28 protein-coding genes are annotated in these 23,501 nt (G+C 71.3%); 24 read left to right on the forward strand and 4 right to left on the reverse strand.

The genetic code is table 11. The features are described 5' to 3' along the window. Positions 1-19 precede the first annotated feature (19 nt). From ABD954_RS05725 to ABD954_RS05740, 4 genes are all read right to left on the reverse strand, one after another. Positions 20-394 (reverse strand): hypothetical protein, encoded by a 375-nt coding sequence (locus ABD954_RS05725; protein ID WP_345484673.1) that lies wholly within the window; start codon positions 392-394, stop codon positions 20-22. Further along, complete coding sequence (locus tag ABD954_RS05730; protein ID WP_345484674.1) at positions 391-867, reverse strand: hypothetical protein; 477 nt, start codon at positions 865-867, stop codon at positions 391-393. The genes ABD954_RS05725 and ABD954_RS05730 overlap by 4 nt, the downstream gene beginning before the upstream one ends. Beyond that, positions 864-1,442, reverse strand: coding sequence for a DUF4913 domain-containing protein (locus ABD954_RS05735; RefSeq protein WP_382745990.1), 579 nt, complete (start codon positions 1,440-1,442; stop codon positions 864-866). Before ABD954_RS05735 ends, ABD954_RS05730 begins: the two co-directional genes overlap by 4 nt. A 168-nt stretch (positions 1,443-1,610) precedes the next feature. Further along, a complete protein-coding gene (locus tag ABD954_RS05740; RefSeq protein ID WP_345484677.1) occupies positions 1,611-2,366 on the reverse strand; it encodes a DNA-methyltransferase in 756 nt (251 codons plus the stop codon). Positions 2,367-2,862: 496 nt separating this feature from the next. On the opposite strand from ABD954_RS05740, the gene ABD954_RS05745 reads away from it, so the two are divergent. From ABD954_RS05745 to ABD954_RS05860, 24 genes are all read left to right on the forward strand, one after another. Continuing rightward, on the forward strand, positions 2,863-3,981 hold the full coding sequence (locus ABD954_RS05745) for a C40 family peptidase (RefSeq protein ID WP_345484678.1): 1,119 nt from the start codon (positions 2,863-2,865) through the stop codon (positions 3,979-3,981). A gap of 92 nt (positions 3,982-4,073) precedes the next feature. Further along, on the forward strand, positions 4,074-4,439 hold the full coding sequence (locus ABD954_RS05750; RefSeq protein WP_345484679.1) for a hypothetical protein: 366 nt from the start codon (positions 4,074-4,076) through the stop codon (positions 4,437-4,439). Then, positions 4,439-5,128, forward strand: coding sequence for a hypothetical protein (locus ABD954_RS05755; protein WP_345484680.1), 690 nt, complete (start codon positions 4,439-4,441; stop codon positions 5,126-5,128). The genes ABD954_RS05750 and ABD954_RS05755 overlap by 1 nt, the downstream gene beginning before the upstream one ends. 28 nt (positions 5,129-5,156) lie before the next feature. Continuing rightward, complete coding sequence (locus tag ABD954_RS05760; protein ID WP_345484681.1) at positions 5,157-6,509, forward strand: SCO6881 family protein; 1,353 nt, start codon at positions 5,157-5,159, stop codon at positions 6,507-6,509. 116 nt (positions 6,510-6,625) lie between these two features. Beyond that, a complete protein-coding gene (locus ABD954_RS05765) occupies positions 6,626-8,074 on the forward strand; it encodes an SCO6880 family protein (protein ID WP_382745988.1) in 1,449 nt (482 codons plus the stop codon). Positions 8,075-8,131: 57 nt separating this feature from the next. Continuing rightward, positions 8,132-8,539 (forward strand): DUF6238 family protein, encoded by a 408-nt coding sequence (locus ABD954_RS05770; RefSeq protein ID WP_345491981.1) that lies wholly within the window; start codon positions 8,132-8,134, stop codon positions 8,537-8,539. A 28-nt stretch (positions 8,540-8,567) separates the two neighbouring features. Next, positions 8,568-10,082 carry a VirB4 family type IV secretion system protein gene (locus tag ABD954_RS05775; RefSeq protein WP_345484683.1) on the forward strand — a complete coding sequence of 505 codons (1,515 nt, stop codon included), beginning with the start codon at positions 8,568-8,570 and terminating at the stop codon, positions 10,080-10,082. 7 nt (positions 10,083-10,089) lie between these two features. After that, a complete protein-coding gene (locus tag ABD954_RS05780; RefSeq protein ID WP_345484684.1) occupies positions 10,090-11,016 on the forward strand; it encodes a ParB N-terminal domain-containing protein in 927 nt (308 codons plus the stop codon). Further along, positions 11,013-11,525, forward strand: coding sequence for a hypothetical protein (locus ABD954_RS05785; protein ID WP_345484685.1), 513 nt, complete (start codon positions 11,013-11,015; stop codon positions 11,523-11,525). Before ABD954_RS05780 ends, ABD954_RS05785 begins: the two co-directional genes overlap by 4 nt. Positions 11,526-11,621: 96 nt before the next feature. Beyond that, positions 11,622-12,413 carry a hypothetical protein gene (locus ABD954_RS05790; protein WP_345484686.1) on the forward strand — a complete coding sequence of 264 codons (792 nt, stop codon included), beginning with the start codon at positions 11,622-11,624 and terminating at the stop codon, positions 12,411-12,413. Next, positions 12,410-12,937, forward strand: coding sequence for a hypothetical protein (locus ABD954_RS05795; RefSeq protein WP_345484687.1), 528 nt, complete (start codon positions 12,410-12,412; stop codon positions 12,935-12,937). The genes ABD954_RS05790 and ABD954_RS05795 overlap by 4 nt, the downstream gene beginning before the upstream one ends. Before the next feature lie 109 nt (positions 12,938-13,046). Beyond that, positions 13,047-13,544, forward strand: coding sequence for a hypothetical protein (locus ABD954_RS05800; protein WP_345484688.1), 498 nt, complete (start codon positions 13,047-13,049; stop codon positions 13,542-13,544). 190 nt (positions 13,545-13,734) lie between these two features. Further along, positions 13,735-13,998 carry a hypothetical protein gene (locus ABD954_RS05805; RefSeq protein ID WP_345484689.1) on the forward strand — a complete coding sequence of 88 codons (264 nt, stop codon included), beginning with the start codon at positions 13,735-13,737 and terminating at the stop codon, positions 13,996-13,998. Then, positions 13,995-14,729: a hypothetical protein gene (locus tag ABD954_RS05810; RefSeq protein WP_345484690.1), complete on the forward strand. Its 735-nt coding sequence runs from the start codon at positions 13,995-13,997 to the stop codon at positions 14,727-14,729. The genes ABD954_RS05805 and ABD954_RS05810 overlap by 4 nt, the downstream gene beginning before the upstream one ends. A 241-nt stretch (positions 14,730-14,970) precedes the next feature. Then, positions 14,971-16,239 (forward strand): hypothetical protein, encoded by a 1,269-nt coding sequence (locus ABD954_RS05815; RefSeq protein WP_345484691.1) that lies wholly within the window; start codon positions 14,971-14,973, stop codon positions 16,237-16,239. Then, entirely contained in the window at positions 16,236-17,420 is a 1,185-nt protein-coding gene (locus ABD954_RS05820) for a hypothetical protein (protein WP_345484692.1), read from the forward strand. Before ABD954_RS05815 ends, ABD954_RS05820 begins: the two co-directional genes overlap by 4 nt. 92 nt (positions 17,421-17,512) lie before the next feature. Next, positions 17,513-19,261: an MFS transporter gene (locus ABD954_RS05825; RefSeq protein ID WP_345484693.1), complete on the forward strand. Its 1,749-nt coding sequence runs from the start codon at positions 17,513-17,515 to the stop codon at positions 19,259-19,261. A gap of 139 nt (positions 19,262-19,400) precedes the next feature. Next, positions 19,401-19,820, forward strand: coding sequence for a hypothetical protein (locus tag ABD954_RS05830; protein WP_345484694.1), 420 nt, complete (start codon positions 19,401-19,403; stop codon positions 19,818-19,820). A 321-nt stretch (positions 19,821-20,141) separates the two neighbouring features. After that, entirely contained in the window at positions 20,142-20,267 is a 126-nt protein-coding gene (locus ABD954_RS05835; protein WP_345484695.1) for a hypothetical protein, read from the forward strand. A 113-nt stretch (positions 20,268-20,380) separates the two neighbouring features. Beyond that, positions 20,381-21,121 carry a hypothetical protein gene (locus ABD954_RS05840; protein ID WP_345484696.1) on the forward strand — a complete coding sequence of 247 codons (741 nt, stop codon included), beginning with the start codon at positions 20,381-20,383 and terminating at the stop codon, positions 21,119-21,121. Then, entirely contained in the window at positions 21,118-21,807 is a 690-nt protein-coding gene (locus tag ABD954_RS05845) for a hypothetical protein (RefSeq protein ID WP_345484697.1), read from the forward strand. The genes ABD954_RS05840 and ABD954_RS05845 overlap by 4 nt, the downstream gene beginning before the upstream one ends. Further along, entirely contained in the window at positions 21,804-22,205 is a 402-nt protein-coding gene (locus ABD954_RS05850; RefSeq protein WP_345484698.1) for a hypothetical protein, read from the forward strand. Before ABD954_RS05845 ends, ABD954_RS05850 begins: the two co-directional genes overlap by 4 nt. Before the next feature lie 300 nt (positions 22,206-22,505). Then, the gene (locus tag ABD954_RS05855; protein WP_345484699.1) at positions 22,506-22,664 is read left to right on the forward strand and encodes a hypothetical protein; all 159 of its coding nucleotides are present in this window, start codon (positions 22,506-22,508) and stop codon (positions 22,662-22,664) included. Continuing rightward, positions 22,661-23,479, forward strand: a complete 819-nt coding sequence (locus ABD954_RS05860) for an SPDY domain-containing protein (protein WP_345484700.1) — start codon at positions 22,661-22,663, stop codon at positions 23,477-23,479. Before ABD954_RS05855 ends, ABD954_RS05860 begins: the two co-directional genes overlap by 4 nt. Positions 23,480-23,501 lie beyond the last annotated feature (22 nt).

Consider the following 23,501-nt stretch of genomic DNA (forward strand, 5'->3'; position numbering starts at 1 on the left):
GCGTTCCTTCGTGGCGGGTTCAGTGCCGTCGGCAGTCGCGGCACGGGGTCTCGTCCGCTTCCTCCTTCGCGTCCGGATCGCAGTGCGGGGAGCAGCTGTTGCGGTCATCGCAGTCGGCTTCTTCCCCATCCGGGCGACAGCAGGCGGCGGACAGCAGGGCGGCGAGTTCCTGGCCGGCGGCGAGGCGGTCGATGAGGAGCTCGGTGCACGGGTGCTTCTCGCCCGGTCCGCTCTGCGGGTGGGGCGCGACGACGGCGTCCAGGAGCCGGGCCTCCAGTTGCTGGACCTCTGCGTACGTCTCCAGCAGGGCCCGGTGGTGGGGGTTCTCCGTCGCCGCCCGGATGTTCAGGAGGGTCCTGGCGTAGTGGTCGAGGAAGTTCGGGAAGGTCGTCAACGTACGGCTTTCGTGGTGAGAACGGTGGGCTGGGCCGGGCGGGGAAGGCCCGGGGGCGGGCCAGGTTTCGGGATGGTGCGGTAGGCGTCGATCTGGGCGGACCGGGTGCGGGCGGCGTGAGCGCGAGTGCCGAGCGGACGGCGCCCGATGCCCAGGCGCTGGGCCGCGGTGTCGTAGACGTCGTGCCCCTTTCGGGGGCGGACCGCCACGACGTGGATCTCCATGGGGTAGGCCGAGCGCGCCGGGGCCGGCCTGACCGCGTAGACGAGGCGCCAGGCGGCCCGGGAGTCGACGTAGAGCTTGCGCAGCCCGGACAGTTCGGCCTTGAGCTTGCTTCCGGCGCGGTCCGCGTTGACGACTTCCTGCAGGAGGGCGAGGGAGAGGTCGCGGATGTCACTGGGGGCCTGGAGAAGGTCGGTCAGGGCTCGGGGGTCGAAGGTGAGGCCGTACGCCGGCCGGCCCTCGGCGGTCATGCGGCTGCCTGTCCTGCCTCGGCGTCGCGGGCGACGCCGCGCATGGAGCGGCCGGGTCCGCGAAGGAGGCGGTGCGACGGGCGGTCGGGGTCGGTCTGGCAGGCCGACAGCGGCCCGCCCGGGGCGCGGACGGCGGCCATGGCGTGGGTGAGGAAGTCCCGGTGCCACACGAACATCCCGGCCGGTCCGGCTTCGGGGTCCTTGTGCTGGAGGTACGCCATCCACAGGGCATGCAGCCAGGCGACGACGTCGAGGTGCTCCTGCCACTGGTCGCACCACGGGGCGGCGGTGGTGACCTCGGCGCCATAGGTGGGCATGAGGTAGTCCTCCACCCAGTCGGTGAGCAGGTCGAGTTCGCTCTCGTACTCCTCGCCGTCCAGCTCCAGGATCGGCCGCGGTTCCAGCGGCATCACTATCCCGCCGGGCGACGGCGACATGCCGAAGCCGGGGAAGGGCGGCGTGGGTGCGGGTGCGGCGGCGAGGTGGTCGAGCTGGCGGGCCTGTTCGGCGGAGCGGTCGAGCAGTTGGCGGACAGTGGCCTGGATGCTGTCCAGATCGCCTTCCGGCAGGCGCACCGGGTCGAATCCCCCGGGAGCGTCGCCAAATTCTTCTATGGGGTCATGCACCAAGGAAAGCTCCTCCTCCGGCACGGGCGTGGCTGCCGGGAATCTGAGAAAGGTGGGCGGGAATTCAGCCGGAGTGTCGAGATGGCCCTAACCGGAACAAGGAGGTAGGCCCGGGCGTCAGGCGGTCAGGGTGAGATCGTCCTGCCCGACGCTCTGACAAAGCGTTTCCGTCAGACGATCGGAGGCGATCTCGGCGTAGTGCCTGGTCTTCTCGACGCCGATGAAATCGCGGCCCTCCAGCAGCGCGGCGACTCCGGTGGAGCCCGAGCCGCAGGTGAAGTCCAGAACGGTGCCGCCCGGCGGGCAGATCTTCACCAGTTCTCGCATTACCTCGACCGGCTTCTGCGTGATGTGCTGCCGGTTCTTGCCCGAGGGCTGGGAGGCGGAGTACAGGCCGGGCAGATAGACAGGGTTGCGGGAGCCGTCGATCGGCCCGTTCGACGCCCACACGATGAACTCGCAGTTCTGTGTGAAGCGCCCCTTCTGAGGCCGAGCCTGCGGCTTGTGCCAGGCCAGCACCCCGCGCCACAGCCAGCCGGCCGCCTGGATCGCGTCGGTCGTGATCGGCAGCTGCCGCCAGTCGGTGAACAGCAACGCCGTCCCGCCCGGGCGGGTGAGGCGGTGGGCTTCGGTCATGATCTGGGTGAGCCAGAAGCCGTAGGAACGCTGATCCATGTTCTCGCCGGGGAAGTCAGCGAGTTCGTGGCCGGCGTCGGCGGAGGTGTACTTCTGTCGGGCGGTGCGGGAGGTGCGCTCCTTCGCGGTCCTGCCGCCGGAGTTGTACGGCGGGTCGGTGATGACCGCGTCCACGCAGTCGTCCGGAAGGCCGGTCAGCACACCGAGCGCGTCACCATGATGCAGGGAAAAAGGCAAAGAGGTACCCCGATTCGGGTTACGGAGAGAGGGAACCCGACTCGCGAAGGAAGCACCGCCGCGGCGAATGCGGGCACAACAGAGCCAGCACGCCCCATAAGGGCGGTGGGCGAGTGGGGAAGCCACACTGTAGGTCACGATTCCCGGTTGACCCCCGCCACACGAAGAATTAGGTCAACCGGGAATCGGACCCTACAGTCTGACAACCGCCTGGCCCGAGCAGCCCGGTGGCATTCCTCTCCCTGCCGTGAAGGCACCGCCATGTCCTTACCCGTCTGAGCGATGTCCCCTGCGGGGCGCCCGACCGGCGAGCGGCAACTTGCCCCCGGCGCACCCTCCAGGCCTTCCCGATCGCCTCACTCCGGCCCATCGCGCCCTTCTCACCTCGTACCAGCGCTGCCGGGCTTCACCGAAGGATTCATGCTGTGACACAGCCGTACCCGCCCCTGCCCCGAACACCGCGTAAGGCCCTCCTCTCCTCGGGAGGCGCACCGGATTGAAGGGCATAGCCGCCGCCGCTGGCGTTCTCTGCCTGTCCCCTCTCTTTCTCGCCGGCGCCGCCGCCACGGCGGCTGCCGCCAGCAGCGCCGCTGCCCGCGCGTCGACGTGCGCCACCGGCGATGTGGCCGACGCCAAGGCCGTCGCCCGGCAGGTCGCCGGCATCCTCGGCGGCAACGACGCCGCCCCCGCTATACGGGTCGAGGGCCTGGAGCTGCCCGCCGAGCAGATCCCGCACGCCAAGACGATCGTCGCCACCGGGATCGCCATGAAGGTCCCCGAGCGCGGCCGGATCGTCGCCCTCGCGACCGCGATCCAGGAGTCCCGGCTGCGCAACCTGCGCTACGGGGACCGGGATTCACTCGGGCTGTTCCAGCAGCGGCCCAGCCAGGGCTGGGGCACCCCCGAGGAGATCCTCAACCCCGTCCACGCCGCCACTAAGTTCTACGAGGGGCTCCTCAAGGTCGCAGGGTGGCAGCAGATGACGGTCACCCAGGCCGCCCAAGCCGTGCAGCGCTCCGGGCTCCCGGACGCGTACGCCCAGTGGGAGCCGCTCGCCCGCGCCCTGCAACAGGCGATCGCGCCGACCCTTCACGAAGACGGTGGCAACGCCGGAGCTGTTGCTCCCGATGGTGGCTGCCAGCCGGGCGAGGACGGATCCGCCTGGGGCGAGATCCCCGAAGGCGCCGTCCCCGCCGGGTACGAGATCCCGGCCGACGCCACGGCGAGGGCCCGCACGGCGATCACCTGGGCGATGCACCAGCTCGGCACCCTCTACCAGTGGGGCGGGACCTGCAAGGACGCCCATGGGCCTGATCCGATGGGCCGCTGCGACTGCAGCTCCCTGATGCAGGTCGCCTACGCGCAGGCCGGCGTCACCCTCACCCGCACCACGTACACCCAGGTCAAGGAGGGCGTGCCGGTCCCGGCGAACGCTCTGAGGCCTGGTGACCTGCTCTTCACCCGTGGCACCGCCGCCGTGCCCGAGCACGTCGGGATGTACATGGGCGCGGGCCTGGTGATCAATGCGCCGAAGACCGGCCGTCCGGTGCGGATCGAGAAGGTCGCCGACTGGCAGATCCTCGCCGTCCGCCGCATCCCCGCCCTCAACTCCTAGCGCTCCCCGCCCGCTTCATGGGCCACGGGCCGCTTCCCAGGCTGCCGCGCGCCACCCGCCGCCGCGCGCCTTTCCCTCTTCCCCCTTCCCGCATGGCCATCCGGCCTGCGTCCGCAAGGAGTTCGACCATCACCACCCTCGCTCCCCTCCAGCACTTCGCCGATCGCGTCACCTACCTGGCCTACGACCCCGGTGTCTCCCCCAAGGGCGGCTTCCTGCCGGGCCTGGACCTGCTGCGCAACATCGTCGGCTCCCTCAACCTCGCCGCGATCATCGCCGCCGTCGGCGCCATCGCAGTGTCCCTCGGTGTGTGGGCCTGGGGCCATCACAGCGGCGGTCACCAGGCCGAAGCCAACGGTAAGAAGGGCACGATCGTCTCCGCATTCGTTGCGCTCGGTCTCGGCGCGGCCAACGGGATCATCGCCTTCTTCTCCACGCTCGGCGCGCAGGTCCGCTGATGGGCAAGCGCTCCCGCCCCCGCCTCGGCGCCCTGGCCTCGCACTGGTCCACCGGCCGGCGCGTCGCCTTCCTCGCCGCCGTCCTGGCCGTGCTGCTGGCCGGTGCGGGCTTCGCCGCCTACGTCACCACAGGCGGCGGCCGGGGCGCGGCCCCCGCCGACGAGCCGTCCGCCAGCGGCCCGTCCGCCCGTCCCGGCACCTCCGTGCCCGCCTCGGGAACGCCGACGGGGACGGTCTCCCCGCCGCCGCGCCTGTCCGATCCCCTCGCCTACGGCCGTGCCGCCGCGGTGATGCTCTGGTCCTACGACACCCGTGCCACCAGCCGCGACCAGCAGCTCGCCGGCATGCACGCCTGGATGACGACCGAGACGAAGTACACCGACTGGACCTCGATCCAGGCCCAGGTACCCGACCCGCTGCTGTGGTCACGGATGCACGACCAGGCCCAGTACGCCACGGCGACCGTCTCCGCGTCGCGCTTCCCGTCGGCGTTCAAGCAGGCCCTGGCCGAGGCCCCGGCCGCGCTGACCGAGGCGTACATCTACGCCGTCACCGTCACCGGCAAGCAGACCATCGCCTGGAAGGACGGCGGGGGTGGGGCCGAGGACCGCTCGGTCACGCTCGCCGTCCAGTGCCGGCCCAGCGCCGACTGCGCCCTGGTGGCCATCGCGCCGAACACCGCCCCCTGACCCGCTGAACAGATAGGAGGAGTCCGCCGTGGACTTCTGTGCTCTTCCGGTCGCGGGCAAGCTGTGCGACGCGGCCGACGCGATCGACTTCGTCTCTGACCCGGGCAAGGCGATCACCGAAGGCATCGGCAACTGGATCGCCAAATCCTGCGGCGAACTCGCCGCAGCAGCAGCCGACCTGGCCGCCGAGGCGGTCAACACGACCACCAAGATCGATCTCCATGCCGGGTGGTTCCGCGACAACTACGAGCTGCTGTTGCCGATCGGGCTGACCATCCTGGTCGCCACCTTCTGCGCCCAGCTCGTCCGGGCCGCGATGAAGCGCGACGGGCAGGCCCTGGCCCAAGCGTTCACCGGCACCGCGAGCGGTGTGATCTTTTGCTTCGCGGCCATCACCCTGACCACGGTCGCGATCGAAGTCGTCGACGCGTTGTCGGACAGCTTGTTCGCGGCAGCCGGCACATCGATCGAGGACGCCGTCCGCCGCATGGTGAAGGTCTCGCAGATCGCCGCCATCTCCCCGCTCGGCTGGCTGGTGGCCGCCCTCGCGGCCCTCGGTGCCGCCGCCGGCGCGGTCCTCTACTGGTGCGTCATGATGGTGAGGAAGGTCGGCATCCTCGTGCTCGTCACGCTGGCGGTCTTCGCCGGCGCCGGTGGCGGATGGGAGGCCGCCCGCCGCTGGCGGCGGGGCTGGATCGAGGCGACGGCCACGCTGATCGTCTCCAAGCTCCTGATGACCGTGATCTTCCTCCTCGGCGTCTCCGCCATGGGCAAAACCGACGCGGACGGCGGGATCGCCGCGCTCGCCGACGTCATGGCCGGTATCGTCATCATGCTCTTGGTGATGTTGTGCCCGTACGCGACGTTCAAGTTCGTGCATTGGGCGGCGGAGTCCACCGACGGTGAGACGCTGCACCGCTCCGGCGGGGCGGGAGCCCAGCTCGCGAAGCAGCACGCCGAGAACGCGACCCGCAAGGCGGCAGCCGCGGCGGCGACCGCGGGAACCGGCGGTGCTGCCGCCGGAGCCGGAGCTGCATCGCCGCAGGGCGCGGCCTCGGGACCCGGCGGGTTCCCCGGCGACATCGCCGCCAGCCCCTCCGGCAGCGGTGGTGGCACCGGAGCATCGCCGGCCATGGACAAGGTCAAGAGCGGCCTGGACGAGGCGGTCCGCTCCATGCCGACCAGCCCGGCGGCCCAGGACTCGGGCAACTCCTTCGGGACCGGCAACAGCGCCTCCGGCGGCCCCGCCGCGGGTGCGACACCGCGCAGTACCCAGGATGCGCCGCCCCCGAGCACCGGTGCTGTCGGCGCCGCGCACGGCTCCGGGCCCGCGACGGGCAGCAGCCCGTTCACGGCACCGCCGTCCCCGACCGGGTCCTGACACCCCGATCCCGTCCCCGGTTCCCGGGGCGGACACCACCACCGTGTTCCGCCCCGGGGCCGCCGCCCTCGCTGTGGAAAGCCCCTGCCTTGTCTGACCTCACGATCACCCCGCCGATGACGGTCAAGTTCCCGTCCAGGTCCCGGCGCGGGATCCTGCTCGGCCTGTCCCTCCCCCAGCTCGTCCTCACCTCCGCCGCGCTCGCCCTGCTCCTGGTGACCGTCGTGACCACCGGCCTGCCCGGCGCCCTGATCCTCACCCCGCTGTGGGCAGCGGTCGCCGCCCTCGTCGCCGTCCGCCGCAGCGGCCGGTCCCTGATCGACTGGGCACCGATCGTCGCCCGCTACGTGCAGCGCCGCCGCACCGGGCAGACCCTGTGGCTCGCCCGACCGGCCACCCGCCCGCGCGCCGAGGGAACCCTCCACCTTCCGGGAACGGCCGCCTCGATCAAGGTGGTCACCCCGGCAGACGGGCAGGCCGCCGCCCTCCACGACCCGCACCGGCAGACGCTCACCGCCGTAGCCCGCGTGACGAGCCGGGCCTTCGCCCTGCTGGACCCCGCCACCCAGAACTCCCACGTGAGCGCGTGGGGCCGGGCCCTGGCCGGGATCGCCCGCACCGGGCACATCGCCACCGTCCAGGTTCTGGAGCGGACCGTCCCCGACTCCGGCGACACCCTGACCCGCCACTGGAACACCCACGGCCGGCCCGACACCCAGCTCGCCGGCCACATCTACAGCGACCTCGTCGCCTCCGCCGGCCCGGCCGCCGCCCCGCACGAGACCTACCTGGCCATCTCCCTCGACCTGAAGGGCGCCAAACGCCTGATCAACCAGGCCGGCGGCGGACTGCCCGGCGCCTTCACCGTCCTCGGCCAGGCCACCTCCTCCCTCACCCAGGCCGCCCGCAACGCCGGGCTGACCGTGAACGGCTGGCTGACCGCTCGGGAGATCGCCGCCGTCATCCGCACCGCGTACGACCCGAAGGCGCTCGCCGCCCTGCAGCAGTGGTCGGACACCGGCCGCGCGGAAGCCGCCCCCGCCGCCGCCGGGCCCGTCGTCCAGGTCGAGGAACACGACCGCCTCATCACCGACACCGCCCGCCACACCACCTACTGGGTCGAGAACTGGCCGCGCACGGAAGTCCTCGCCGGCTTCCTCCACCAGCTGCTCTTCACCGCCGGCGTGCGCCGTTCCTTCTCCCTCCTCTACGTCCCCCAGGGCTTCGAGTCCGCGCTCCGCGACGTCCAGCGCACCAAGGCGACGATCATCGCCGACGCCAACGAACGTGCCCGCCGCGGACAGGTGGACTCCGAATCCGATGTCGTCGAGTACGGCGACGTCAAGGAACGCGAACGGCAGCTGATCGCCGGCCACGCCGATGTCGCGATGACCGGCCTGCTCACCGTCACTGCCGACACCGACCAGGCCCTGGACGCGGCCTGCGCTCAGATCGAGACCGCCGCCGTCACCGCCCAGGTCGACCTGCGCCGCCTCGTCTACCAGCAGCCCGACGCCTTCACCCTGGCCGCCCTCCCCCTCGCCCGCACCGCCCAGGAGAAGTAGGGCCCCGCCGCCTGATCCGATCCAGGCTCCCGCAGAAAGACCCTTCCGCTCTTGGCCATCACCACCACGACCGACCCGACCGACGCACACCCGTACCTGCGGGCCGCGACCGCCGGCATCCGCCACCACGCCCGCTCCCTCGCCTCAGCGGCCCGCGCCGACCGGCGACACCTCGACAACCTGCACGAGCACCTCACCCGCCTGCACCTGCTCCTCGACCAGGTCGCCGACACCGTGCGACCCGAACACCCGGCCGCCGGACGGCACCTGGCCGCCGCCCACCTGCGACTGTGGCAGGCCGCCACGTGCCTCCACGAGGCCTTTCACACCCTGCCCGCCGCACCCGACTGCACCCCCGACCGGCTCCCCGACGGCCCGCTCGTCCTCACCATCTGCCAGCGCCACCTCGCCTCCGGCCACGCCATCCGCCGCAAGACCACCCCGGCCGACCACGGCACCGCCTGAGTCATCCGAGCGCAGAAACGATCCACTCATGTCCCGACACCGCCCCGGCCGCCGGGCCCGCCGTGCCTCCGCCAGTCCGCTGTTCACCCCCCACAGCACCGACCGCACCAGCCGCCGCGCGGCCCGCAAGCAGCTCGCCGAAGCCCAGGCCAAAGCCAAGGCCGCCGCACTCAAGGACACCGTCGACACCGCGGCCGAAGCCGAGATACCCACACCGCTCTACCCGTCGGCCGGACGTCCCGGTCCAGCCTCTGCTCGCGGCGGGCGGCTGCGGTTGCCCGCCCACCGGATAACCACCGCCACCGCCTCCGGCGCGTACCCGTTCCTCGCCGAAGGCGGCCTGGGTGCCGAGGGCATCTACATCGGCCGCGATGTCCACGCCGAGGGGAGCTTCGTTTTCGACCCCTTCGCCCTGTACGGGAAGGTAGAAGGCTTCACCAACCCGAACATCCTCCTGGCAGGCGTCATCGGGCAGGGCAAGAGCGCGCTGGCGAAGTCGTTCGCGCTGCGCTCGGTCGCCTTCGGCTACCGCGTCTACGTGCCGTGCGACCCGAAGGGCGAGTGGACTCCAGTGGCAGCCGCGCTCGGCGGCACCTCCATCGCTCTCGGCCCGGGCCTGCCCGGACGGCTCAATCCCCTCGATGCCGCGCCCAAACCGCTTTCTGTCCCGGAAGCGGACTGGGCCGGCGAAGTCCGCAAGCGCCGGCTGCTCCTGCTGGGCTCCCTCGCCCGAACCGTGCTCGGCCGCGACCTGCTCCCCATGGAGCACACCGCCCTCGACATCGCCCTCGACGGCGTCGTCCGGGCCGCGACCGCCGCCGGCCGGGCCCCGCTGCTCGGCGATGTCGCCCACACCCTGGCCCAGCCCCATCTCCTCGACGCCGCCGCCGGCACCGTCTCCGGCCACCTCGGGGAAGCCGCCCGCGACCTCTCCCACGCCCTGCGCCGCCTTGTCCACGGTGACTTGGCGGGGATGTTCGACGCTCCCTCCACCGTCGCCTTCGACCCGGCCAGTCCGATGCTCTCCATCGACCTGTCCCGGCTCGGCGGCTCTGGCGACGACACCGCTCTCGTCCTCGCCATGACTTGTGCCTCCGCCTGGATGGAGGCCGCCCTCAGCGACCCCGCCGGTGGCAGGCGCTGGATCGTCTACGACGAGGCGTGGAGATTGATGCGCCACCCCGGCCTCCTCCAGCGCATGCAAAGCCAATGGAAGCTCTCCCGCGGCCTGGGCATTGCGAACCTCATGGTCATCCACCGCCTCAGCGACCTGCTCACCGCCGGTGACGCCGGCTCCCAGGGCCGCGCGCTCGCCGAAGGACTCCTCGCCGGCTGCTCCACCCGCATCGTCTACCGCCAGGAGACCGATCAGATCCACGCCGCCGCCACCCTGCTCGGCCTGACCGCCGTCGAGACGGAGGCCCTCTCCCACCTCACCCGCGGACGCGGCCTGTGGCGAGTCGCGGGCCGGAGCTTCGTGGTCCAACACCACCTCCACCCCACCGAGCAGGCGTTGTTCGACACCGACTCCCGCATGCACTGACCCCGAGATGCCGCCCCTGGAGCCTTCCCTGAACCCCGACTTCGAGCTGTCCGACGACGTCGGCCGCACCACCGAACAGAGCCACCCCCACCACACCGGCACCCTCACGGAGAACACCATCGAGCTCCACCCGACCACCGCGCTCTTCCCGATGCTCGACGAGGAAGAGCTCCAGGCGCTCGCGGACGACATTCGCGAGCGCGGCCTTCACAACCCCGTCGTCCTGGACACCACAGGCCGCATCCTCGACGGCAAGAACCGTCTTCGGGCCTGTGAGATCGCCGACGTCGAGCCCACCTACTCCACCTACGACGGGGACGACGCCAGCACCTACGTGCTGTCGGTCAATAGCCGGCGTCGCCACCTGACCAAGGGCCAGCTCGCCATGATCGCGGCCAAAGCGCGTTCATTCAGTGAACACGCCGGGCGTTCACTCGGTGAACAGTCCGTCCGTTCACTCAGTGAACAGGCCGGCGTCTCGGTCGGACGCGTCGGACAAGCCAGCGTGGTTCTGCGACATGCACCTGATCTGGCCGAGTCGGTCATCAACGGCACGATGGGGCTGAACGAGGCGTATGCGGTCGCCCAGAAGCAGAAGGCCCAGGCCGAATCGGCGGAATCGCAGCTCGCCCGCCTGCGCGCCGAGGACCCCCAGCTCGCCGACCGCGTCGTCGAAGGCGAGCTCACCATCCAGGGTGCCTGGGCAGAGCGGAAGGCCCGGCAGGAGGAAGAGCTGCGCCAGCGCCGGGTCGCCACCAACCTGCTGTGCGAGATCCTCCCCGCCCTCGCTCAGATACGCGGCAGCCGCACCTTCGCCCAGTACGACGCCGAACTCGCTCCACCCGGACGCGCCGTCACCCGTGAAGTGATCGAACACGCCGCCACCGCCCTGGCCGAGATGGCCGGCGTTTGGAAGGAACGCAACCTCCCGTGAAGTACTCCTCCGACCCCCTGCTGCGCAAACTCGCCCTCGAAGCCGCTCAGTACGTCACCACCGACACCGGCCGTATGCACAAGGACGACCTGCTCGACGTCCTGTGCGACCGGATGCGCGAGCACGACGACCTGCAGGGCGCGGTCCTCAGGAAGGCCGCCCAGAGCCTCATGCGTGACCTGGGTGAACGCCGAAGCCCCCGCCGCAACAGGAAGACCGGCGGTCTCTACCACCCCGACAGCATCATCAAGCTCGGCAACGGAATCTGGGTGTGGATGAAGAACACCACCCCGACGGACATGACCCAGTGGGGCCTCATCTCCGCACGGAACACGGTCCGCACGATTACAGCAGCGGCCGAGACCCAGCAGTACATCCACGAGCGTACCGACGCCTTCCGCGCCAACCCGGGATTCGCGAGCCTTCACCCTCTCGAACAGGTCGTCTTCGACTACCAGCAGGACACCCTCGACGATGTCGACTGGGCCCTCGGCCACGACGAGCTGTAGGCCATGGTGCCCCGCGTGTCGAGCGGTACAGAACCGCCCATCGATTCCAGACCCGTAGCCTCAACCCCAACGTCCCTCTCCAGCTTCGCGACCGACTTGGCCACTCGGCTGCCAGGCACGTGGACGAGCGAGTATCACCGCCACGCCTCGTACAGCGAGCAGTTCCCGGTGGCCGAGCGCCTGTGGGACACAGGTCACGTCGACTGGGCCGTCAGCGAGCACGTTCTCGGGCATCACGCCGTGCTCACCGGTTCGGCCGGCGAGGAGCTCTACGTCATCGACCGGCCGCTCCGCCGCGGCCAGTTCCTGGTCGCCGCACTGGAGCCTCCCGGCTTCCAGCCGCACCACTTCCGTGGTGTGCCGGAGCCGAACGGCATCGCGGTCAGCGCCGATCCCGTACGGGCCGCCGCCTCGATCAGTTGTCGGCTCCTGCCCCGCCATGCCAGGGCCGTCGAGGCCGTACGCGCGCGGGCCCGGCGCCGGCCTGATCCACCGGCCCATCGCCAGACCGCTCCCGAGACGGCGAAGGCGGTGACGCTCACCCGCTACAGCGACGGCGTCCTCGGAACCCCGTATGCGAGCGTCCCCGACGAGGCCCGCGACACGCTGTACGTCTCCGGGTTCCAGTACGTCCCCGACCAGGGCGCGTTCCTCCTCCCCGCCGGGTACGGGCCCGTCGCGACCGCCGTACGGATCCAGGTCCTCGCCGCCCGGCTCGCTCAGACCGGCATCGGGCTGAACCTCCGCCACGCCCCGACGCGCTCCCGCGCCGCAGCCGCCGTGACCGCAGCTTCGGCACCCGCTGCTCAGGCGAACCATGCCCCGGCCGGCACTGCCGTCCCCTCTACGGCGGGGGGCGGCCCTCGCCCAGCCCACCGATCCCGGTGACAAGCCTCCCCGGCACGCACCGAAGCGGCCGCCTGGCGCCACACCCTCGCATTCCACGTTCGGAGAACACCTCGCTGACATCCCACACGCCACTCGACGGTCCGCCCCCGGCCGCCGGGGACGAGCCCGACGCCCGCTTCCCGTACGGCAATCTCCTCTTCGCCCTCACCGCGCGCGTCAACACCTCCACCGACGAGCGGGAAGTCGCCGCCGTACTGCACCAGGTCCTCGACGGCAATGACGGGCTGCTGACCCGACTCGCCGAACTCTTCGACGCCGCCGCCGAGAAGGCCCGTGCGCACGACCGGAACGACGGCGATGACGACGCTTTCCACCTGGCGAAGGACCTCGCCGAAGCGGCCGCCCGGCTCCGCAGACTCGGGGAAGACCTCCACGTCGTCCCCGAGCGCATGGTCGACCTCGCCCCCGCCTCCCCGCAGCAGCCCTGGCAACCCGTCCACCCCGGAGTCCTGCCCGGCCTCCCGACGGCGCTGCCCGCGCCCATGCCCGGTCGTGCTCCATAAACCCCTTCCCCTTTCGGAGCCTCTTTTGGGATCTCGTGCCTTCATCGCCCGCCCGACCGCCACGGGATACGAGGGTGTTCACGTTCATTTCGACAGCAGCCCCCGGAACATGCTTCCGCTGCTGCTGGCCGCCTACCAGTTCCGGTTCAGACGGGACATCGAGGCCCTGAGCCGGTACGTGATCGACGACGTCGTCTTCGCCTGGGACGAGATCGGCACCGACCTTCTCGACGGATCGCCGCCCGGGCTGCTGCAGCGGCTGACCGGCGGCGAGCAGTGGCCCAGCCGCGAGATGACCGACGTCGTCAACCTCGACGGCACACCCGCCGAGCGGGAAACCGTGACGCAGGACAACTCCAGCGGCCACCACTGGGGCTACATCCTCCATCCGGTCGGCATCGAAGTGATCAGCCGGCAGATCGACCACCGCGGCCCGGTCATCTCCTGGGACACCGATCCTCGTGCCCATTTCAGCGAAGCGTTCGAGCTCTGGATGCCCGGCAGCCCCCCGCCGATGGCGCTGCCACGCGATCTGCCGAAGCTCACGCCCTTCCCCGCCCGGCCTGCCGCGCGGGTCCGGGCCTCCACCAGGCCCAAGCGTCGCTGACCGCCCTCGGAAAGGAATCCTCCTGAAGCAGCACTTCAACTTCGGCCAGCACCCCGAGTACGGATTCGTCGCCGCCCCCACCGCGAACACGAAACCGCACCTCGCCCACTGGTACCTCACAGCAGAGCAGTTCGAGCCGGTCCCCGGCGTCGAGGGCCTGTACCGGCTGACCAGCCCCGAGCACGACGGCGTGCGCCGCACCCGGCAGGCCGTCCACGACCTGCGCCGGCACGGCTTCGACGTCCACGCCGACTACACCCTCGACCCCGCCCAGAGCGCCGGCCCACCTCGGATCCAGCCCTGGGCCGGGCTGATGGAACGCCGCTCTCGGATCGCCCAAGCCGCCGGCATCCGTTCCTCGCAGTACCGGCCGGCCGTCTCCACCCAGGCCACACCCACGTCCACACGGTCGGCAAGTCCGCTCGCCGCCTCCGGACAGGGGCACACCCGGTGACCGAGAACCCGATCAGCATCGTCCGCTGCCCGGGCGGTGAAGTGGAGGCGGACGGGCCGATCGACTCACTCGCCTCCGAACTGCTCTCCCACGCCGGGTTCGTCAGGCAGTACACGCTGCGCGGTACCTGGCACCGTCTGCCTTTCGACATGGGCGAGGAACGGGAGAACGACCACGCCTCCGACGCCGCCGAGATGCTGCGTGCGGCGCGTTACTCGGTACAGCTCGATCCCTCCCTCTCCCCCGCCGCCCCGCCGGGCGGCGAGCGCGGTGCCCCGCGCTCCGTACGAGCAGCGGCTCAGGTTCTGAGGACCTGGGCGCAGAACGCCGACGGCCTCCGACAGCCGTACGAGGCAGGGCGAACACTCGCCGCCCTCGCCCAGGGCGACGACAGCCTCCTGCGGCCCGCGGCCGACCTGCTGCTCGCCACGGCATCCGCCGTCTCCACGCTCCCGGGCCCCACGCACGACCGGGACGCCCGGCGCCTGGCCGAACTCGCGGGAGTCCTGCGGGTCGTGGAGATCGAGGTCGACCGGATCGCCCTGCGCCTGCAAGCGACACCAGATCTCGCGCCCTCCTCCGCACGCCAGCAATCGCACGAGCGGGTCGAGGCCCCGCCGAAGCTGCAGGCCCTCGTCCGTCGCCTCAACGAACAACGAGCGCGGGAGTACGAGGCACATCTGCCCCCGTCAGCGGCCCCGGCACCGAGCGGCGGGGGGCGAGGCCGGTGAACCGGGACCTCCCGGAGGCCCCGTCCGGGACCGAGCTGCGCAGCCGGGCCCGAGCCGAGGCCCTCCCCTTCCTCTCCGCGCTCGCGCTAACCGACCCGGCAGACACCGTACGGGCCTGGACGCAGCGCCTGCCCCTCGCGGGCTCCGCAGCGCAGGTCCACGTCCTCGTCGACACCCTGACCGGCACCGAGGCCAGCGCGCTCCTCGCCCTGCGGGACTTCCTGCGCGCCGTCGGCGCCTGGTGCCGAGCACGGACAGCCCGCGCTCGCCGAGCGCTACCTGCGCACCAGCGAGCTTCTCGACATCGCCGACCGGCAGCTCTACCAGCTCGGCATCGACCTGCTCACAACCTTCCACGCTCAGGCCAGCGCGCTCGGGCACGTCCACCGAGAGGAACATCCCCCTGAACCTGAGTGAAGTCGCCCGGCTCGCCGGCGCTCGCGGGAACCCCACCGCGCGCCCCTCCAACACCGAGATCACCCTGTTCACCAGTGACCGAGACGGTGTCGTCGGGCATGTCGACGGCGACAACTGGCGCTGGGCCCGCACCGCCATGGACCTCGCCGGATTCCACAAGACCGACGAGGGCCACCACACCCTCCCGCTGGACGATGTCGACCGCGCCCGGGAAGTCCTGATCACCCTCCACGTTGTCAGCGAGATCGCCGGTGTGCGCATCAACTCCAGCAGCGATAAGTACATCGGGGACTTCGCGCGCGACCTGGCCGAGCACCTAGCCGGACCGTGGACCGTCAGGGTCGAGAACTACGCGCTCAAGGTGTGGCAGGAGGACCTCGCCGCCTGTCTGTGGAGCACGGGGTACGTTGCGGACACGCTGGACCAGCACCGCGTGCGGCGCACAGCCATCCTCCAGCGCGACGACGGCACGGAACTCACTGTCCTCAAGGATCCACGCCGCGACGTCTACCACGTGGGCGCGCTCCACCCCCGCGACCAGATGCCCGATGACTTCGTCGCCCCGCCACCGGGTGTGACCGTGCAGCCGGCACCGTCCGCAGCCGCGCACGTGATCCGCGGCCGCCTACTGCCGGCGTACACGCGTGCCGTGCTCCATTCCCGGGCCAACTCCCTTGCGGACGACCTGACCTGGGTGCGTGAGACGTACGAGGCGGGAACAATCCCCGAGCCGCCCCCGGCGGTTCTGGTGGATGCGTTCACTCGGTTCACGACGGCCGCGCCGCACGTCGTCGCCGCCGTACGCGACCTGGGCACGCTCGACGAGCACGAGACGGCCTTCCTCAAGCAGGTGGACGACATGGTCGGAACACCGGCCCCCGCCACCAGCACGCCCCGGGTCGTACCGCATGCCGATCCACTGGCCTGGTGGCTCATCGAGGGCGGCGACGGACTGGTCACCCTCGCCCACCGCACCATCGCCGACGCCAAGCCGCCCGCCGGCGCGGCTTCCACGGCGACCAAGGCTATCGGCCCCCCGCGAGCACTCCCTCCCGCGCCCGCCCGGTCTTCCTCCGCAACGCCATGCCTGTGACCCGACCTCGTTCGAACACTGGAGACCTCATCAGCTCAGCTGCCTCCGATGACGCGGCCATCGACGCCCTGACGACCTATGCCGCCCGGTTCGCCGACATCCAGGCGCGCAGCGACAAAGCAATCAAGCAGGCCCAGAACGGCATGGACTGGCCCGACTCCGTCTCCGTGGAGCGGAGAATCGTGGCCGAGCAGCACCGCGAGCAGTCCAAGGCCTTCGCCGAACTGCTTCCGCACACCGGGCTTCTTATCGACCGTGCTCGCGTCGCTCTGCGGTTCCAGCCTCCTGCACGACACCTTGCCGGGTGGTCCGTGCTCGTCGACGACCTGGAAGCCGCCGCGCGTCTGGCCCGTGCCCGCCTCGCGAACCCGCCGAACGGCGACACCGCGGTCGTGCGCCAATGCCAGATCACCTGGGCCGAGAGGGCAAAGTACCTCGAGGACCTTGCCGTTCAGGACGAACCTCCGCTTCCCGGGCCGGAACTCCCCGTCGCCGAGGAGGCTCGGTGGACCGCGCACGCCCAGGACGTCCGGCGCCGCCACATGATGTACCTGTACGAGTCCCGGTACGACGCTGCGGGCCGACAGCTGACCGTCGTCGGGGTCCCGCACCTCGACGAGCCGATCGACGACTGCGTGCTCATCGTCGCAGGGGACGTCGACAGCCCCACGATGCGGGTGCTCGGCCGGTGCGACACCTACGACCAGGCCCTGGCCGTGCTGCCTCCACCGGTTCAACCAGGTGTCCTGCACCCAGGGCGGCGATTCCGCGGAATCGCGGGGAGACTTCCGCCGCTCGCCGATCTCATCGAGGACGTTGCCCGAGCCTCGCAGAGTCAGGCGGTCGCCGAGGCGATCGGCCATGTGGCCAGTGACGGAAGCGGGCCGTGTCATCTGTCGCAGCTCTCGGAGCTCCTGGGTGAGTGCGCCGACTTCGCCCTCGCCACCGAAACCGTGGCGGGCCGTGATCTATCGGTACGCCTGCGGGGGCTGATCGTCCAAGCCGATCTCCTCGACCGCCAGCTCCAACAGGCGCTGGCCGCCTTCGAGGACACCATCGCCGTGCTGCCCCCGCACCGCACTCCCCGGCCACAGCACATCAAGCCACCACCAGCCGTGCGGGCCGCTGCCCGGCGCCCCATGGCCACGGCCACGCCACCTCACGTTCCGCGCCGCCAGTAGAGCAGGCGTAGCCGCGGTGCCTCCAGCCTCTTCCCGGAAAGTCCCCGCTCGTCTTGCTCCTGGCTGATCCGCTCTCCCCTGCCCCGCCGCCCGTGACCTACCGGGCCGTCCTGGGTGCGCGCCACGTCGTCCGCCTACTGGCCGGCACCCTGACCGGGCGGATGCCCAGCGGCATGGTCCCCGTCGCTCTGGTCCTGTGGGTGACAGCGGGCGGCGGGTCGCTGGCGGCGGCGAGCACGCTCGCCGCCGTCTACGGGCTCACGTCCGGGCTCACGCAACCGGTGAAGGGCCGCCTCATGGACCGGCACGGGCAGACGCACGTGAGCACGCCCGCCGCCGTCGTCGCGAACGGCAGCCTGCTCGCCCTGCCCGCGATCGGCCCGGACGGGCACCTGGCACTCGTCACCGCGGCAGTCGCCCTCGCGGGCCTTGCGAGCCCTCCACTGGAATCGGGCCTGCGGACCCTGTGGCCGACCGTCGTGACGAACTCCGGCCAGCGGAAGGTGGTCCAGGCTCTCGACACCGGCTCCCAGGGGCTCCTGTACGTCACCGGCCCGCTCCTGGCCACCTGGCTCGCCACCACGTACGGTGCCGACGTCGCTCTGTGGATTACCGCCCTGCTCGGCATGCTCGGCGCCACGGTCGTGCTCACCTCCGAGCCCTCACGTACCTGGCGGGCCGGCCGCGGCGACACCAAGGAGCCTGCCCGCCCAGGGCGCCTGATGAGTAGCGGACTGGTGCTGCTGTGCACCGGGCTTTCCGGGATCGGCTTCGCCCTGGGCGCGCTGACGGTCTGGGCAGCCGCGATGGCCGAGGCCCACCACGCCGACCGGCTGACCGGCGTCCTGCCCGCGGCCTTCTCCGCCGGCTCGTTCCTCGGTGGCCTGCTCTACGCCCGTTTGCCCCGCAGGCTCCCGCCCGGGACCCAACTCGTCTGCGCCACAGCGATGTTCGCAGTCGGATGGCTGCCCCTGCTGGCGCAACCCGAGCCCCGGACCGCAATCTTCACAGCCGCGCTGCCGGGCCTGTTTCTCACCATGGTCATCACCTCGGGTTTCGACACGGTCGACGCCCTCACCCCGGCTTCGCGCGCCACGGAGGCGTACGCGTGGCTCATCCTCGCCGTCGGCACAGGCCAGGCCGCAGGAACTGTCCTCGCAGGTAGGTTCGTCGGCCACCTCCTGGGCTTGTCGGCACTGCCCGCGGCCGGCGCCTTCCTCGCCGTTGCCGTCCTCACCCTTTCCCGTCCCGTTCTCGGTTCGCGGCGTCTGGGCCGGCACCGTCGCACCACGAGCGCCAGCCCGGCCTCCTCCCATTTCCCCCTCGACGAAGGAGAATCGTTCATGCCCGTCAAGACCGTCTGGACCGTCGCCCACAGCTGTGGACACGAGGTCACCCACGACCTGTCCGACCGGGCGGCCGACCGCAGGGCCCGCTTCGCCCGGTGGCTCGCCGGCCGGGTGTGCACTGACTGCTGGAAGGCGAGCCGCGACGCCGACACCGCCGCAAAGGAGCAGTGGCTCACGGCCCGGCGCGCGGAGGAGCAGGCCGCGGCCAGAGAGTGGACCGAGAGGTTCGACATGCCGCTGCTGGAGGGCCCGGAACGGGCGCTGGAGTGGGGCGAGCGCTGCCGCTTCCAGCTGGTCACCGCCGCCTACACGGCGCTCGTCACCGAGGGAATCTGGGGCGAGGCGGACTGGGCGGTGCTGGAGGAGAAGATCCGCACGGTGACCCGGGCCGGATGGTGGATAGACCAGCGCGAAGCCGAGGGAACCGAGCTGCCGGAGCTTCTCGACGCCGCCACGAGCGAGGACATCGGCACCGAGAACCCGTACCGGTGATACCCAGCAGGCGGCCGTGACGCGGCGCGGAGGCGTGAATGTATAGCGCACGATCCCCGGTTAGCCTAACCGGCCTTTTTCCAGACCATGGAGTCATGCCCTCGCCGCCACCTGCGGTTTTCTGCGGAAGGACTCTGCCGTGCCCGAACCCACCCGTCCCGCGTTCGCTCCCGCCGACACGATCACCTGCGACCGGGACATCGCCCACGCTCACTTCGCCCCCGGCGACCAGGTCGTGGTGATCAAGGGCGTCGCCGACGGCGAACTGTGGGGCGACGCGATGACCGTCGTGACCCCGTCGTGGCACACGCCCACGGACGAGGACGGGTGGCGCCTGCGCAACCCCATCGGCGGCGCGCAGTCGTTCATCACCGGCCACCCCCGCTACCTCGTCCACCTCTCCAAGCGGTGCCCGGACTGCCTGATCTACCTGCGCGCCCTGGAGGACTACCTGCTGCCGAAGGTCCTCGGCGACAAGCCGGTCGACCTCGGTTGGTACCGGGTCACCGACCTCGGCCAACTCGTCCACGCCGACGACACCAAGGCGGCCGGCCGGTAATCCCCCGCCCACACAAATCCGGGCGAAGCTCGCCGAGAACACGGTGGTCGCCCGCTGGGCAGGCGTGGACGCCTACGGCCGACGGCGATCCGGCGTCCTGAATCTCGGTGGACTGGGCCGAGCACGTCAGCCATCCACTGTTCGAGCATCCCTCCGCCGCGAGCCCCGAAGGTTACTGGCGAGCGGCCATCCACATCGATGTCCGCCTGGCCCAGGGCAACCGGACGCTGACGGGGCCGGAGTGGGCCGGAGTGGGCCGAGATCGCCCACCGCATCGCCCGCGCAACCGGCTCGCGATCCCCGGCGCCGAGGGGGCTGCCGGTGGATCGCCGCCCAGGCTCACGCCACCGTGTCGACCTGATCGCCAACCTCATCCGCCTCGACGGCACCTGGCAGCAGCTTCAGCCGGATCTGCGCGCCGCCTCGCCGCTGAACCCCGCGCCTTGAAGGCGACCTCGGGCTCATCTCCCCCCCAGCCGCACCCGACCCGCACCCTGCCGCCCCCGGCTGACCGCCCCGCCGCCGACCCGGCGCCTTTGACCCACGCACCAAGGACTCCCGTGCACGACACCGATCCCAGCGACCTCGAATCTTTCGCCACCATCCTCGCCGGCGAACTGCCCGGCCGGTGGACCAGCCAATACCACCCCGACCACGGCGACACCGACTACGACCACCTCACCGCCGAGGTGTGGGACATGGACCAGACCGCCCACGCCATCGCCACCTACGGCGTCTCCGTCTGCGCGGTCCTCACCCGCACCGACGACCACGCCCGCCTGCTCGTCATCGACCACCTCGGCCAGGCCGAAGGCTTCCTCGTCGCCGCCATGGCCCCCGCCGGCCTCCCGGCAGCCGCGTACACGGGTGTCCGCGAGCCCGACGGGCTCGCCGTCCCCGCCGACCCCTTCCACGCAGCCGAGGCCATCACGCTCCACCTGCTTCCCCGCTACGCCGACGCCGCCGCCCACGCCCGCCGCAACGCAGCCGCTCTCACCTCACCCCTGCCCGACCAGATCGAACTCACCTGGGCCGGCGACGCCCTCACCACCCCGGTCCCCGATTCCGCACCGCTGGCCAAGCTGCTCGCCAAGCACGGCTTCCTCTACGAGACGGCCAAGGACCTCCTCGTCCTTCCGGGAGACGACACCGCTGTGCAGGCACAGGCCGTCCGAGCCATCGGCGCGCGACTTGCCGACCTCGGCGTCGGCGTCGGTATGCGACACCCCGGCCGCCCCGCGCTCGCCGCGGCCCACCCGCTGCCCGCACGCACGGCGCCGTCCACCGCCCACGGCCGATGAACGGCTCTGCGGAGGAGCCCGAGTTCCTCCTCCTCAACTACGTCACCATCACGCGCGACCCGCGGACCCAGCTGGTCCTCGCGATCGGCGGAGACCAGCGCGCGGCCGGCATCCTGCAGACCACCGGCGGCTTCACCCGCCACCCAGGCCCCAGCATCCACTACCACCGGCAGCCGGTCGCAATGCCCGTCGAACGGCAGCGCCTCGGGGCAACGGCCGCATCGCACGCGCTTCTGGTCGCCGGATACAGCGTCTACCTCGCACCCGACCTCAACGTCCTTGCCACCCCGGACGGAGACCGGGAGGCCGCGTTCCGATATCTCGCCCAGCTGGCCGAACTCGCCAACGGCACGGTGGAGCCGCACCTCCTCGCCGGCGTCATGGCCGAGATCACCGCGCCGGAGACCGGAATACTGCCCCGGCTCCGCGAAGTACTCGTGGCCGTGTGGACCACTTGGGCCGACCAGCTACGCGATCAGGACCACGACGCCACACCCGCCCAGCGCCTGAGCGACATCACCCAGGTGCTGGCGGGAGCTCGAGGACCTGCGTACCCAGGCGGCCCGCGCCCCCTCACCGGCCGCATCCCGCCAGCCCACCCCGTCCCCCACGCACACGGCGAAGACGTCACCGCCCCGCCGCCGGTGACCACCGCCCGGTCATCCCTTCCACGGAGTACGCCTTGAACGTCGCTGACGAGAACAACACCGACGTCGAGATCTACCGCAAAACCGGCCATCCCGACCGGCTCCACATCGTCAGCCGGACCGGTGCCCCTGAGGAACTGCTCGCCCAGCTCGACGCCTCCGGGCTGGAACGCCGACGGGAGGAAACCGACGGCCCCGTCTACACCTGGCACGAGACCCCCGAAGGACTCAGCCAGAAGGCACAGCGCCAGCTCGCCACGCGAACGATCCTCCCGCTCCTCGTCGCCGGATACGACGTCAACATCGACCCCGACGAGTTCGACGTGACCGCCTGGGCCCGGGTCATGCAGACCCACCGCGTCACACAGGGCGGGAACGCGGGTCCCTCCCAGCCCCCGCCGCCACCTGCTGCCGGCCCGCCTCGCTCCCGGCGCTGACCTTCGTCCCTCGCCCGGGTCCCGTTCCCGCTCCCCCGCCGCTCTCCTGGAGGCCACACGCTGAACGAGCGCCCCATTCCCCGTACTTACGGCGCGTACCAGGCTCGCGGTATCGCCACACGCCTCGACCTCCTCAACCAGTACCTGACCCAGCACGGGCTCACGCCGCCCGACACCGTCCAGGTCCTGGAGCACACCTTCGACCCCGAGAACGGCGTCCTCGCCCGGTTCACCGCCCTGGTCACGAACGCGAGCCGCTTTGCCCAGGACCAGGCCACGCGCGGACTCCTGCCCCCCGAGGTGTGGCTCGCCCTCGGGCGCGCCGCCAACGAACTCCACGACATCGGTCTCGACCTCGAAGAGCACCTCGACGCCCTCGCCGCCACCCACAACCCTTCCTCTGGCGAGTCCGCCAAGCCCCCGGCGCCCGTGCCGCTCGTCGTACGGAGGCACCGGTGACCGGCAAGCAGCAAGCAACCTGGGGTGCCGCTGAGCACGCCGAACAGCACTACCTCGTTGAGCCACGGCACCTGGCCGGCGGCGGCGACATCCGGCACGTGACCGAATTCCTGCGCGCCTCCGGCTGGACGGACCGCTCGGCAACCGGCGGGCCGCTCGTCTTCGACCGCTCCGACCGCAAGGTCCGCGCCGTCTACGACCCGGGCAGTCGGCCGGGCGGCTGGCAGATCCAGGGGCAGGCGACCGCAACCGAGCCGAGCTGGCAGGTCACCTTCACCCGGCAGACTCCCGTGGAGATCGTCGCCGGTTTCACCGACGCCCTCACTCGCGAGCGCTCCGCCCATGCCCCCAACCCCTGGGCCCCGCTCCAGCAACAGCGCTGGGAGACCGAGCGCTCCCAGCACTTCACCGCCGTCAGCCCCGACCGCAATACGTGGCTGCAGTTCCATCAGAGCGGACCCGGCCAGGCCCACTGGTGGGCCGGAGCCCGCACCGAGCACGGGCGGACCTGGGACGCCGTCTTCTCGGCCACGACCCCCATGCACCTGATCGAGAACTTCTCCGCAGCTCTCGCCGACCCGCAGCCGGCCATGCGCCCCCGCGGTCACGTGCCGCCCTCGAAGTGGATCCGCACGACCTCCGTGTCCGTACGGCCCTCAGAACTCGGCGCCTGGCAGCAGGCCCGCATCACCGCCGCCCGGGCCGCCACCTGGGCCCGCCACTCCTGGGCCTCCACCCGGCCCCGCACCCACCAACCGGCCGCCATCGCCCGTCCGTACGGCATGGCCGGCGGCGCCGCCCGCGCCCGCCGCTAGCTCTCGCGAACGGAGCCCACCA

Source organism: Streptomyces roseoviridis, assembly GCF_039535235.1.
Lineage (GTDB): Bacteria > Actinomycetota > Actinomycetes > Streptomycetales > Streptomycetaceae > Streptomyces > Streptomyces roseoviridis.

Coding starts and splice junctions, on each gene's coding strand:
- ABD954_RS05845 (WP_345484697.1), top strand. CDS start 21,118: ATGAACGGCTCTGCGGAGGAGCCCGAGTTCCTCCTCCTCAACTACGTC.
- ABD954_RS05750 (WP_345484679.1), top strand. CDS start 4,074: ATGGCCATCCGGCCTGCGTCCGCAAGGAGTTCGACCATCACCACCCTC.
- ABD954_RS05780 (WP_345484684.1), top strand. CDS start 10,090: ATGCCGCCCCTGGAGCCTTCCCTGAACCCCGACTTCGAGCTGTCCGAC.
- ABD954_RS05775 (WP_345484683.1), top strand. CDS start 8,568: ATGTCCCGACACCGCCCCGGCCGCCGGGCCCGCCGTGCCTCCGCCAGT.
- ABD954_RS05730 (WP_345484674.1), bottom strand. CDS start 867: ATGACCGCCGAGGGCCGGCCGGCGTACGGCCTCACCTTCGACCCCCGA.
- ABD954_RS05800 (WP_345484688.1), top strand. CDS start 13,047: ATGCTTCCGCTGCTGCTGGCCGCCTACCAGTTCCGGTTCAGACGGGAC.
- ABD954_RS05765 (WP_382745988.1), top strand. CDS start 6,626: ATGACGGTCAAGTTCCCGTCCAGGTCCCGGCGCGGGATCCTGCTCGGC.
- ABD954_RS05755 (WP_345484680.1), top strand. CDS start 4,439: ATGGGCAAGCGCTCCCGCCCCCGCCTCGGCGCCCTGGCCTCGCACTGG.